Source organism: Staphylococcus sp. Ze2, from assembly GCF_048568365.1.
In the GTDB taxonomy this organism is placed as follows: Bacteria; Bacillota; Bacilli; order Staphylococcales; family Staphylococcaceae; genus Staphylococcus; species Staphylococcus xylosus.
In genome coordinates, this window is sequence record NZ_CP183486.1 from 2,407,206 (window position 1) to 2,421,220 (window position 14,015).

Here is a 14,015-nt window from a genome sequence, read left to right on the forward strand (position 1 = left end):
ATGGAGATCACAGGCATAGAACAACAGTTGCTAATTCTTTGGACTTAGCTAATCTTCCAATCGACAATTGTACAATTAATATTTCTATAGCTTCGGTTCCAATTAATTAACTCATATCAATAAAAGTTCTACTTAAAACTTCTCGTACGTTATGGATTACTAACACTATGCCCTTTTTATTTTCTAAACTACTTAATCAAATTTCGACACGATTCAACCTTAGAATTAACCTTAAGATTATAACAAAAAGACACCTATACAAGGTGTCGATAATTGAAATGACTTCTGATATATAGAAAAAGTTCAGATTCAGTAAATTAAGCAATTGCAGTGCTAATTTACAACTCTATTGATTCTCCGCTTCGTATCTTATCGGCCATTTCATTTAATTTACGTAAACGATGGTTTACACCAGATTTAGATATCTTTCCAGTAGACATCATTTCACCAAGTTCTTTTAGCGAAACTTCTTGATGTTCTATTCTTAATTTTGCGATTTCACGTAATCTATCAGGTAAGTTGTCTAATCCTATTTCTTTATCAATGAGTTGTATACTTTCTACATGCTTCATTGCAGCACTTACTGTTTTATTTAAATTTGCCGTTTCACAATTAACAAGCCTATTTACAGAATTTCTCATATCACGTACGATACGCACATCTTCGAATTTTAATAATGCTTGGAAACCACCAATTAAACTAAGAAAGTCTGAGATCTTTTCCGCTTCTTTTAAATATGCAATACTTCCTTTTTTACGTTCAAGATGCTTGGCGTTTAATTCATATTCATTCATCAATTGTGTGATACCTTCAGAATGATCTTCATACAACGAAAAGACTTCAAGATGATAAGAAGATGTTTCTGGATTATTCACCGAACCACCAGCAAGAAAAGCCCCTCTCAAATAACTTCTTTTCATTTCGTCTTCATAAATCATGCCTTGATCAATTTCATGCGTGAAAACACCATTTTTTAAAATACCTAATTCATCTAAAATTTCTCTTGCACGTGCTTTAATGCGACAAATGTATATATTATTCTTTTTAAGCTTCATTTTTTTTCTTACTAGTAATTCCACTTCAACATTAAATACCTTTTTGATTAATGAATAGATACGTCTAGCTGTCGTAGCATTTTCAGTTTGTACATTGATAACAAATTGTTGATTGGATAGACTGAGTGCACCATTCATTCGAATAAGGGCACTGAGCTCTGCTTTTGCATTCTTTTCATCCACTTCTATTCTTGTTAGTTCATTCTTCATATCGGATGCAAAGCTCATTACAATCAGTCCCTTCTTAACTTTATAGTCTCACTTAATACTTTTCATCATTTTCTTTATCGCGTGTAAATTCTATTGTCTCTGTTTCTTGCATAGCAATTTCATATATCATTTTCGAAAGAACTTCAGTATTATGTCGCACATAATTTTCAGTGGAAACTTCAACCAAATTTGGATGTGTAAAAACTTTAATACCTTTGGCTTCCATTTCAGCTATATCACATTTTACAGGCTCAGCATTATCTTCTCTATAACGTTCGACTACATCACCATGAAATGGTTGCGTGCTACAAATAGCATAGCTAATACAATTATTACCTATATGATCATGTATTGCTGTAACGTGATCAAGCGCTGTGTAATGATTTGTTTCCCCAGGTTGAGTCATAACGTTCGATACATATAGTTTAGGTACATCAACTTTAAGTAATGATTCAGAGATACCTTTAACGCAAAGATTAGATATAACACTCGTATATAACGAACCTGGACCTAATACAATTAAATCCGCTTCTTCAATAGCTTCTACAGCTTCTTCCATTGGTTCTACGTCTTCAGGCTCTAAAAATACACGTTCTATCTTTTTATTCTTTTTAGGTATTTTAGATTCACCATAGACAATTTCTCCATCTTCCATCACCGCATTTAATCTTACACTGGTATTAGTTGAAGGAATGACACTGCCTCTAATATTTAGTATTTTACTCAATTCTTTAACTGCATGTCCAAAATCATTATTAATATTTGTAAGTGCAGCAATCAATAAATTCCCTAAAGAATGCCCTTCAACTTGATTTTCTTTGAATCGATATTGAAATAGTTGCTCTATTGTTGATTCAGTTTCACTTAATGCTGAAATTACATTTCGTATATCCCCTGGAGCAGGTATATCCATTTCACTTCTTATCTTTCCAGTACTACCCCCGTCATCAGCAACCGTAACAATTGTCGTAATATCTATGGGATAACCTTTTAAACCACGTGCTAAAACGGATAAACCTGTACCTCCACCTATAAGTACAAGTTTAATTCTTCTCATCTTTATGTTTCACGCCACTTTCGACATGCGCATCTCTATGATGCACATAAACATTATAGTCAAAACTCTCTTTGAGTTCTGCTCCGATTCTTTTGGCTAATGCGACAGAACGATGTTGCCCACCAGTACATCCAATGGCAATAACAAGTTGAGATTTACCTTCTTTTTTGTAACCTGGTATCATAAATTTTAATAAATCCATTAATTTTTCATAAAAAGTTTCAGTTTCTTTCCATTTCATAACATATTTATAGACTGGTTCATCTTCACCAGTTAATGGTCTCAAATCATCAACATAGTGTGGATTTGGTAAAAACCTGACATCAAACACTAAGTCAGCGTCCATTTGTATACCATGTTTAAAACCAAAACTAGTTACATTGATATTAAAAGTTTGATAGTTACTTTGATTGAAATAGTCACCAATACGTTTGCGCAATTCTTTCGGTTTCATTTGTGAAGTATCAATCGTATAGTTTGCCAAACTCTTAATCTCAGTCAATAGTTCGCGTTCATCTTCAATAGATTCAATCAATGAGCGCTGCCCTCTTTCATTCAAAGGATGCGCACGACGTGTTTCTTTATATCTAGAAATCAGTCTTTCATTAGATGCTTCTAAAAACATCATATCGACGATGACATCTGAATCTCCTTTGATTAAATCTATTTCTTTAACAAGCGATTTAAATAATTCTTTACCTCTTAAATCTATTGCGATTGCTACTTTTTGTAGGGAAGGATTACCTTGTCTCATAAGTTCGACAAATTTCGGCAAAAGAATTGGTGGTAAATTATCTACGCAAAAATATCCAATGTCTTCTAAGCTCTGTATAACTACAGACTTTCCAGCACCTGACAAACCTGTAACAACTAATAATTCACTTTTCACTATATCTTTTTCTTCCGGTTGCATCTTTTCACACCATCCGTTGTTAATTTATCATAATTATTGTTAAATCGTTATATTGAGCGACTATTATGTTCGTTCCTTAAAGTGACTCGTTTATAGCTAATAGTATCATAAACTATTTTACATGAAAAAGGTCTAAGGTAGTAGTCTAAGCATTTTTCACTATAGTGCTATTAGTATTCAATGATTTTGATTTTAAAAATATTAATCATGACTACATTGCCGCTCATATAATTCTTTATGTAAAAAAAGCTAGAATGTGTTCACTTACAATCTAGCGTAAGTTTAACATTCTAGCAATAACTATATAACCGTGTTACATTGATTAATTCTGATTGACTCAGTTTGTTTTTTAATTATGCTTCAATAGTATCTTTAAGGTGTTCGATATACGCAATTGCACTTTGAGCTGCAATACTTCCATCACCTGTTGCTGTTACGATTTGACGTAAGCCTTTTTCACGAACGTCACCTGCTGCATAAATACCAGGAATATTAGTACTCATATCTTCATTAGTTAAGATATAACCAACTTCGTTAGTAATACCTAAATCTTGGAAAGGTATTGTTAATGGTTTCATACCAATATAAACAAATACACCATCTGCATCTAATGTTTGTTCTGCGCCATCTTTAGTTGATTCTAATGTGATAGAGCCAACTTTTCCGTCTTTTTCATTAATTGTTTTTAACGTGTGACTCCAGATAAAATCAATTTTGTCATTTTTAAATGCACGATCTTGAAGTATTTTTTGTGCACGTAATTCATCTCTACGATGAACGATTGTGACACTATCAGCAAATTTTGTAAGGAATGTACCTTCTTCAACAGCTGAATCTCCGCCGCCGATAACAAATAATTTTTTACCTTTGAAGAATGCGCCATCACAAACCGCACAGTAACTTACTCCACGACCACCAAGTTCTTGTTCACCTGGCACTCCAATTTTTTTATATTCTGCACCAGTTGAAATGATAACTGCATGCGCTGTAATTACGCTATTACCAAGATTGATTTCTTTATAAGATCCTTTATCTTCGATTGATTTAATATCACCATATTGATATTTTGCACCAAATTTTTTCGCGTGTTCAAACATTTTTGTAGATAAGTCTGGACCTGTTACCATTTCAAATCCTGGGAAGTTTTCAACTTCTTCTGTATTTGCCATTTGACCGCCAGGCATGCCACGTTCAATCATTACTGTGCTTAAATTTGCACGAGATGCGTAAACTGCAGCAGTCATACCTGCTGGACCTGCACCGATAATTGCAATATCAAAATCCACTTGTTCAGCCATTAAATTGCCTCCTATTTAATAATTCATTATGCGAAGTATATATGATTTCTTGCTTTTTATAAACTTATATGCTCACTAAATAATCGATTGTTTTATTCAAGCGATACGCTGAGATATTAAACCATTCTAATACTTGTTGTTTCGTAACTTTAATATCGGTATTTCGAAAATACATGTATACAAATGCTGCTACATAGTTATCGACATTGTTTAAATCTACCTTTTCAGAAATAATTGCTTCCGCTTGATCAATCCATATAATAAATAACTCTTCATTATTTTTCAATGATTCTACATTATAAAGCATTAACAAACCTCTATGAATAAAATCTAACTTATTTAATTTTAAATCTTGTATAAGGTATGTTAAATATAATTTTTCATAATCATTCATAGATTCTAATACACCCCAAATTTCTTGGGTCAATAGCACTTCGCGTCCTTTTAATTGATTAAGTAAAAAAATACCATACAATCTATGGTGACTATCTTCATTTAATAGTAATGGTAGAATTTGTTGATCAAAGTAAGCTTTACTTTCTTCTATCACCCACGGGGCATGGCCAACGTCTACTTGAGTAATCTCTTGTAATTTGGTCCAAAAATATTTACTATCCTCCAAATTCCCTAAATAGTAATTATTATAGCTGAGCGCATTATACATTTGTATAGATAGGAATTTCCCTCTTCTATATAAGGGGTGTAATATCTTTTGCGATGCTTCATATTGCCTTAAATAACATAGAACGATTCCTAATTTAAACGATTCGTCATCATTCATTGGCATAACTTTTCCTAATATATTTAAGTATCGCTGATATTTTTCTTTATCATTCGTATTATAGAGTAATAATGTATAATGACATAAGGCATGTACATCACTATTATCTTCACTCAATAAGCGTTCAAACATCTCTTTTGCCGTATCATATTCATTTAAATATAAATAACACATTGCCAATAAATTACGTACGACGCGATGTGCTTGTATGTCATCATTTTGATTTAAAATAAAATTTCTTGCTTCTGGTAAACGACCTTGGGAAAATAAATATTGAAAAATGAGTTGTATGGCGAATAGTTGACTTTCTGTTTCAATTTTTTCAGCAGAATGGTAGGATACTTCAAACATCTCTTCAAGTTCATCTCTATAATCTTCATCGTCGGACATTGTAATATAGTTAATTCCAAATAAGAATGCTTTATTAGCTTCATTCATCGTAATATTGAGTTGGCTAAGCTGAAAATAACTTTCTTCTACAAGTTCATCTTGCGCTATACTTTCATAAAAAAGATGTTCTGCCTTATTACCTAGCCCTATATTTACTAGACATTCAGAATATTTTACTTTTGTATCAAAATCTTGAGGTGACATTTCAAGCACTTTTTTAAAATGTTCTGCAGCCTTTTTATAATCTTGTTGGCGAAATTTTTGATCACCTAATTTTTTATAAAACTGACTATCAAACTTCATCGGTATTACATTGTCGTTATGCGCCATCCATGATCACCTCCTATGTTTTTAATTTTTAATTTGTATGGGATTCCCATAAGCCAGTGTATTATCTGGTATATCTTTAGATACGACGGCACCCGCACCTACTTTGACGTTATTTCCTATCGTAACGCCAGGCAAAATAGTTACGTTTGCTCCTATTAAAGTATTGTCTCCGATATGGACAGGTCCTGTTTTAAACTCATCCACTAGAAATTCGTGCGTCAAAATAGTTGTATTATATCCAATGACACAATTTTTACCTATCGTAATATATTCTGGATAAAGTAAATCCGGAACGACTTTAAACGCAAATGCGGTTTCTGCACCGATGTTCATTTTCAAAAATTTACGATATATCCAATGCTTTAGCTTCACTATAGGTAAATAGCGACAAATTTCAATAATCACTGTCTGCTTGAAAATTTTTACTATCCTGACGTAATGATACATATGCCACAAAGGGTTTTTGCCATGTGACTTCTGTCTTTTTAAATTCCGCATGTTATTTTATCACTTCACTTTTGGATTTGGCCATGTTAACGGACCAACATCTTTATAACGTGGCGAACGATATTTCACTCTTCTAATAATCATTATGATAACACCAATTAGAATTAAGATAATAGACATTAACTGTGCTACACGAATATCACTTGTTAACATTAAGCTGTCCGTGCGCATGCCTTCCACGAAAAATCTACCAATAGAATACCAAATTAAGTAAAGGCAGAACGTATCACCAACACGCAGATGTTTTCTTAATAAAATTAATATAACAAAACCTAAAATATCCCATACAGATTCGTATAAAAACGTTGGTTGATAATATTTACCATCAATGTACATATTATCAATAATAAAATTGGGTATATGTAAGTTTTCAAGTACAGATCTTGAAATTGGTCCGCCATGAGCTTCGTGATTCATGAAATTTCCCCATCTTCCAATACCTTGACCAAGAATCATACTAGGTGCAATGACATCGCCGATTTGAAAGGGATTAATATTCTTTTGTTTACAAATAATAATGCCGGTGACAAATCCTCCAATTAAACCGCCGTGTATCGCAATACCACCATGCCATATCATTGGTATCTCAATTGGATTTTGTATGTAGTATGGCCATTGAAAAATAACAAAATAAATTCTTGCTACAATAAAGCCAAATATTGCACTCCAAAAAATAATATCAACTAGCGTGTCTTGGTCATAGCCAATCTTTTTCACGCTAGCTTGTGCTATAAAATAGCCTAATAGGATACCAGCCGCAATGATAATACCGTACCATCGGACTGAAATCGGTCCTAGTTCAAATGCAATAGGATCGATATAGTTTAATGTCAACATTGCTTATTTCTCCTCACCATTATTACCGTTATTACCATTGCGTAAAATTTCTGCGTTTAAACGATCATTAAATTCTTCAGCTGTATTAATACCCATAATATTTAGTCTGTAATTCATTGCTGCTACTTCAATGATTACTGCTACGTTACGACCAGGTCTTACTGGTATTGTTTTCTTCGTGATTTCTGTATCTAAGATGCGTAATGTTTCTTCATTTAATCCTACACGATCATATAATTTCTCTTTGTGCCAGTTTTCTAAATGAATATTCAAGCGCAATCTTTTTTCTGTTAGTATCGATCCAGCGCCAAATAACGTCATAACATTGATAATGCCCAGACCTCTAATTTCTAGTAAATGTTCTATTAATTTTGGTGCTCTACCAATTAATTCATCTTTACTTATCTCTCTAATTTCAACGTTATCATCTGCTACAAGTCTATGACCTCTTTTAATTAATTCTAAGGCTGTTTCACTTTTACCTATACCAGAATCACCAGTTATTAGTACACCTACGCCGTACACATCTACTAGCACACCGTGAAGTGACGTTGTCCTAGCTAGTTCATGTTCTAAAAACGTGGTCAATCGGCTCATTAATTGTGTAGTAGCAATTTTAGAAGTTATTAATGGCGTTTCATGTTCTTTAGCAGCTTCAATTAATTCCTCTGGTGGTTCTAAATCTCTCGTCACAATAATTGCCGGTGTTTCTGGTCGGCATAATTTTCTCATGCGTCCTTTACGTTCTTCATCTGGCAATAAATTATAAAAAGATAATTCCGTAGTACCTAATAATTGGATACGGTCTGAAGCATAGTGAGAAAAATACCCCGCCATTTCCAATCCAGGTCTTGAAATATCAGTGTTTTTAATTTGTTTATTTAGTCCTGCTTCACCTGCAATCATCTCGAGTTCGAAGCGTTCTACTAAACTTTTTGTAGTTAACATTGGTTCACCTCTATCAATATTTCTCCGACTTTTATAGTATAGTTATTATCATATCAAAAAGAATTGATAATCCATATTAAAAAGTGTAGAAGATCAATAATTAATTCATCTTTTTAATCATATCACTGTCTAATTAATTATAAATGATATCTTCAATTTATAGTTCCTTCATCTAACGATTATGTATTTTTCATAACAAAATACAGAAAAAGACTCCTTATATCTGACACTATTTCGTGTTTGGTATAAGGAGTCTCATTTTATATGATTTAATACGATTGGTTGCTCAGTATTAAATCGTGTTTTTTATTTAACCGTATCACGTGCTAATACTGGTTTTAAATATCGACCTGTATAACTCTCTTCAACTTCTGTAATTGCTTCAGGCGTACCAGTAGCAACCAGTGTACCACCACCATCGCCACCTTCAGGTCCTAAGTCTATGATATGGTCAGCCATTTTAATCACATCTAGATTATGTTCAATAATAACTACAGTGTCACCATTCTCTACAAGTTTATTTAACACTTTTAACAAACGACTAATATCGTCCACATGTAAACCAGTTGTAGGCTCATCTAATATATAGATTGATCGACCTGTAGATCGTTTATGCAATTCTGAAGCAAGTTTAACACGCTGCGCTTCACCACCGGATAAAGTTGTAGCAGGCTGGCCTAAAGTTACATAACCTAAACCAACATCTACTAACGTTTTCAATTTGCGATGAATTTTAGGTACGTTTTCAAAGAACATCGTAGCTTCTTCAGCAGTCATGGCTAAAATATCAGCAATATTTTTTCCTTTGTATGTCACTTCTAGTGTTTCACGGTTATATCTAGAACCACCACACACTTCACAAGGTACATATACATCAGGTAAGAAATGCATCTCTATTTTTATAATACCGTCGCCTTTACATGCTTCACAACGACCGCCTTTAACATTGAAACTAAAACGACCTTTCGTATAACCTCTAACTTTCGCTTCATTAGTCTGTGCAAAGATATCTCGAATATTATCAAAAACCCCTGTGTAAGTAGCTGGATTAGATCTTGGCGTTCGGCCAATTGGAGATTGGTCAATGTCAATGATACGATCTAATTGATCTATGCCTTGAATTTCATCGTAATCACCAGGTTTTATTTTAGATTTGTTGATATGTTTAGCTAATGATTTGTAAAGCACCTCATTCACTAATGTACTTTTACCAGAACCTGAAACGCCTGTGACCACAGTCATTGTTGAAAGTGGAAAATCAACATCTATGCCTTTCAAGTTATTACTTCTCGCACCTTTCACACTAATTTTGCGATCTGTAACCTGTCTACGCGCTTCTGGTACTTCAATACGTTTTTGACCACTTAAATATTGGCCTGTTAATGATTTCTTATTATTCATTACCTGTTTCGGTGTTCCACTCGCAACAATTTCTCCACCGTGTTCGCCGGCCCCTGGACCAACATCAACTAAGAAGTCTGCTGCGCGCATTGTATCGTCATCATGTTCAACAACAATTAAAGTGTTACCTAAATCACGCATTTCTTTTAACGTATTAATTAACCGATCATTGTCTCGTTGATGTAATCCGATAGAAGGTTCATCTAAGACATAAAGCACACCTGAAAGTCTTGAACCAATCTGAGTCGCAAGTCGAATACGTTGTGCCTCACCACCAGATAGCGAACCAGACGCACGATTCAATGTTAAATACTCTAGTCCAACATTATATAAGAATTCTAACCTTGAATTGATTTCTTTTAAGATTTGGTTCGCAATTTTTCTATCTTGTTCAGATAATTCTATATGTTCATAGCTATGCAACGCTTCCTTAATAGATTGTTCAACGACATCACCAATGTTATTTCCTGCAATATAAACCGATAGCGCTTCACGACTTAAACGTTTACCGTGACAAGTTTCACATGGCAATTCAGTCATGTATTTGCTCATCATTTCTCTTACCAATTCAGATGGTGAATCATGATATCTTCTATTTATATTATTGGTTACACCTTCAAACTCCATTGTACGTTTGCGAGTTTGGCCATTACGTTGTGTGAATGTAAATTCAATTTCTTTACCTTTTGAACCATATAAAATGATATCTTTTTGTCGGTCTGTAAGCTTTTTAAATGGTTTGTCCATATTTATTTTAAACACTTCGCAAACACGTTTTAATAAAGTTGGATAATAATCAGAACTAGATGATTCCCAAGCAACAATAGCACCTTCGTTTAACGTTTTGCCAGCATCAGGAACTACTAAATCTAAATCAACAGTAAGTTTTTGGCCTAAGCCATCACAAGTTGGGCACGCGCCAAATGGACTATTAAAACTAAACATACGTGGTTCTAATTCACCAATTGAGAAACCACAAATAGGACAAGCATGATTTTCTGAGAATTTTAATTCTTCGCCGTCAATGATATCTACAATGAGACTACCTTCAGAAAGTTGCAACGCTGTTTCGATAGAGTCTGCCAAACGTGCTTCAATATCTTCTTTAACTACTAAACGGTCAATGACTACTTCAATAGTGTGGTTTTTATTTTTATCTAATGCAGGCACTTCATTTACATCAGTTATTTCACCATCTACTCTGACACGCACATACCCCTTTTTACTAATGTCATCAATTAATTTCTCATGAGCACCTTTTCTATGTGTAATCACTGGCGCGAGAATTTGAATCTTAGTACGTTCTTCTAATTTTATGACTTGATCAACCATTTGTTGGACTGTTTGTGATTCTATTTCAATGCCATGATTAGGGCAGAATGGTCTCCCTATACGTGCATAGAGCAATCTTATATAATCGTAAATTTCTGTTACGGTTGCAACAGTAGATCTTGGGTTTTTACTCGTCGTTTTTTGATCTATTGAAATAGCTGGAGATAAGCCTTCTATCGTGTCTACGTCTGGTTTATCCATTTGACCTAAAAATTGTCTTGCATATGCACTTAATGATTCAACATATCTACGCTGTCCTTCGGCATATATTGTATCAAATGCTAAAGATGATTTACCTGAACCTGAAAGTCCAGTCATAACTATAAGTTTATCTTTAGGTATTTCTATATCAACATCTTTTAAATTATGGGCACGTGCCCCTTTTACTACAATGGATGGTTGTTTCATTTGTGTCACCCTTCTGCTTTTAATTCAAATAACATATCCCTAAGCTCTGTAGCTTTTTCGAAATCTAAATCTTTCGCCGCTTTTTTCATTTCTTTTTCTATATTTGCAATTGTTTTTTCGCGTTCTTTTTTCGTCATCTTCTTAGGAACTTCCGTTTGTTGTCGCTCATTAGTTTCATCGTTATCGACAGTAGCACTAATCACATCATGTATTTTCTTATTGATAGTCGTAGGCGTAATGTTATATTTTTCGTTATATGTTTCTTGGATTGTGCGGCGTCTTTCCGTTTCGTCCAACGCATAACGCATAGAATCTGTAATCTTATCACCATACATAATAACTTCACCACGACTATTACGTGCAGCACGTCCAATCGTTTGAACAAGTGATCTTTGTGAACGCAAGAATCCTTCTTTATCTGCATCTAATATCACTACGAGAGATACTTCTGGTATATCAATACCCTCTCTTAATAAATTAATTCCGACTATGACATCATATGTGCCCATTCTCAAGTCACGAATAATTTCAATTCGTTCTAATGTTTTAATTTCTGAGTGTAGGTAGTTAACTTTTATTCCTGCTTCTTTCAAATAAGTAGTTAAATCTTCACTCATTTTTTTAGTTAAAGTAGTTACTAGCACACGTTCGTTTCGATCAATACGATCTTGAATTTCTCCAATTAAATCATCAATTTGATTTTCAGTTGGTCGAACTTCAATCTTAGGATCCAATAAACCTGTTGGTCGAATAATTTGCTGTACCATCTCATCTGTATGTTCTAATTCAAATGGACCTGGTGTAGCAGATACATAGACTAATTGTTTGGTCTTCTCTTCAAATTCTTCAAATTTTAATGGTCTATTATCTAAAGCACTTGGTAAACGGAAACCATGGTCTACCAGTACTTGTTTACGAGCGCGATCCCCATTATACATCCCTCTAATTTGCGGTAATGTAACATGTGACTCATCAATCATCACTAACCAATCATCACCAAAGTAATCTAGAAGCGTATATGGAGTTGAACCTGTTGGTCTTAAAGTTAGATGAACGGAATAGTTTTCTATGCCTGAACAAAAACCCATTTCTCTCATCATTTCTAAATCATAGTTCGTCCGCTGTTCTAAGCGCTGTGCTTCTAACAATTTATTTTCAGAACGTAATTCAGTCAAACGTGCTTCTAATTCATTTTCAATTCTTTGGATAGCTAATTTCATTTTTTCTTCACGTGTTACGAAGTGTGAGGCTGGGAAAATAGCAAAATGGTCTCGTTCTCTTAATACTTCGCCCGTTAAGTAGTTAACTTCACGAATGCGATCTATTTCATCACCAAAAAATTCTACTCTTATACACATTTCTTCTCTTGAGGCTGGGAAGATTTCCACTACATCGCCTCTAACGCGGAACGTACCACGTTTAAAATCAATATCATTTCTTGTATATTGCACGTCAACCAATTTTCTCAGTAATTCGCTTCTGTCCATTTCCATGCCAACACGAACACTTACGACTAAATCACGGTATTCTTCAGGATTACCCAGACCATAAATACAGCTGACACTTGCTATGATAATAACGTCATCTCTTTCAAATAATGCACTAGTTGCTGAGTGTCGTAATTGATCTATTTCATCATTAATTGAGGCATCTTTTTCTATAAAAGTATCAGTCGATGGCACATAAGCTTCTGGTTGATAATAATCATAATAGCTGACAAAATATTCCACTCTATTTTCAGGGAAAAACTCTTTAAATTCGCTATATAATTGACCTGCAAGAGTTTTATTGTGCGCGATAATTAACGTAGGTTTACCCACTTGCTTAATAACGTTACTCATTGTAAAAGTTTTACCTGTACCTGTAGCTCCAAGTAACGTTTGATGTCTTTTTCCTTCATTGACACCATTCACAATTTTTTTAATGGCTTCTGGTTGATCACCTCGAGGCTCAAAATCAGAATGCAGTTCAAACGGATAATGTTCCATATTATAATCCCTACCTCCTATATCATTTCTAACGCTTAGAACCTATTTAAAATCTTTTTATTGGGCTATATATATATTATTTTTTGGCGTAATATTTTCCGAAGGTGTTTATACTCGATACATATTTTAACAGATTAGCAAACACGAAAGCAAACATTTGTTCGTTTTAATTAAACTTGTTCTATATAAATAAAAAAACAAACATAGTCACTCTACCATGTTTGCATAAATTAACATTATAATCATATTCTTGATTATCTTAAGCCATATAATTATAAAGCGATTATTAAATTATAGCAATTAGGTTGCTCAACACTTACTTTTTCAATCGTCTTCTTTTTTGTGCAATTCTAATTGATCAATAATGAGATATCCTGCCAACATAGACACTACATCTATAAAAATAATCCATTCACTATGGAAGAATCCTTTTTGTACAGATGCACCTATAATAACTAATGTCAGAATTGTTCCTACCCATTTACTTCTCGTTAATACACTAAACAACACAACAAATATACAAGGAAAAAAGGCCGCAAGCGCATACCAAATCATTCAAT

General features: G+C 33.8%; 11 protein-coding genes. All 11 read right to left on the reverse strand.

Features of this window, described 5'->3' with window-relative positions:
• Positions 1-338: 338 nt before the first annotated feature.
• The gene (gene whiA, locus ACM591_RS11390; protein ID WP_029377660.1) at positions 339-1,283 is read right to left on the reverse strand and encodes a DNA-binding protein WhiA; all 945 of its coding nucleotides are present in this window, start codon (positions 1,281-1,283) and stop codon (positions 339-341) included.
• 34 nt (positions 1,284-1,317) lie between these two features.
• Entirely contained in the window at positions 1,318-2,322 is a 1,005-nt protein-coding gene (locus ACM591_RS11395) for a gluconeogenesis factor YvcK family protein (RefSeq protein WP_029377661.1), read from the reverse strand.
• Complete coding sequence (gene rapZ, locus ACM591_RS11400; protein WP_029377662.1) at positions 2,309-3,235, reverse strand: RNase adapter RapZ; 927 nt, start codon at positions 3,233-3,235, stop codon at positions 2,309-2,311. Before rapZ ends, ACM591_RS11395 begins: the two co-directional genes overlap by 14 nt.
• A 353-nt stretch (positions 3,236-3,588) precedes the next feature.
• Positions 3,589-4,533 (reverse strand): thioredoxin-disulfide reductase, encoded by a 945-nt coding sequence (trxB, locus tag ACM591_RS11405; protein ID WP_029377663.1) that lies wholly within the window; start codon positions 4,531-4,533, stop codon positions 3,589-3,591.
• Positions 4,534-4,597: 64 nt separating this feature from the next.
• Positions 4,598-6,034 carry a tetratricopeptide repeat protein gene (locus ACM591_RS11410; RefSeq protein ID WP_069796705.1) on the reverse strand — a complete coding sequence of 479 codons (1,437 nt, stop codon included), beginning with the start codon at positions 6,032-6,034 and terminating at the stop codon, positions 4,598-4,600.
• Positions 6,035-6,055: 21 nt separating this feature from the next.
• Positions 6,056-6,532 carry a DapH/DapD/GlmU-related protein gene (locus tag ACM591_RS11415; RefSeq protein WP_029377665.1) on the reverse strand — a complete coding sequence of 159 codons (477 nt, stop codon included), beginning with the start codon at positions 6,530-6,532 and terminating at the stop codon, positions 6,056-6,058.
• 9 nt (positions 6,533-6,541) lie between these two features.
• Positions 6,542-7,378, reverse strand: coding sequence for a prolipoprotein diacylglyceryl transferase (gene lgt, locus ACM591_RS11420; RefSeq protein WP_326026797.1), 837 nt, complete (start codon positions 7,376-7,378; stop codon positions 6,542-6,544).
• A 3-nt stretch (positions 7,379-7,381) separates the two neighbouring features.
• Positions 7,382-8,326, reverse strand: coding sequence for an HPr(Ser) kinase/phosphatase (gene hprK, locus ACM591_RS11425; RefSeq protein ID WP_042363085.1), 945 nt, complete (start codon positions 8,324-8,326; stop codon positions 7,382-7,384).
• A gap of 306 nt (positions 8,327-8,632) precedes the next feature.
• The gene (gene uvrA / locus ACM591_RS11430; RefSeq protein ID WP_135059089.1) at positions 8,633-11,467 is read right to left on the reverse strand and encodes an excinuclease ABC subunit UvrA; all 2,835 of its coding nucleotides are present in this window, start codon (positions 11,465-11,467) and stop codon (positions 8,633-8,635) included.
• A 5-nt stretch (positions 11,468-11,472) separates the two neighbouring features.
• Complete coding sequence (gene uvrB, locus ACM591_RS11435; protein ID WP_038678148.1) at positions 11,473-13,455, reverse strand: excinuclease ABC subunit UvrB; 1,983 nt, start codon at positions 13,453-13,455, stop codon at positions 11,473-11,475.
• A gap of 324 nt (positions 13,456-13,779) precedes the next feature.
• Positions 13,780-14,010 carry a CsbA family protein gene (locus tag ACM591_RS11440; RefSeq protein WP_017722498.1) on the reverse strand — a complete coding sequence of 77 codons (231 nt, stop codon included), beginning with the start codon at positions 14,008-14,010 and terminating at the stop codon, positions 13,780-13,782.
• Positions 14,011-14,015: the final 5 nt, after the last annotated feature.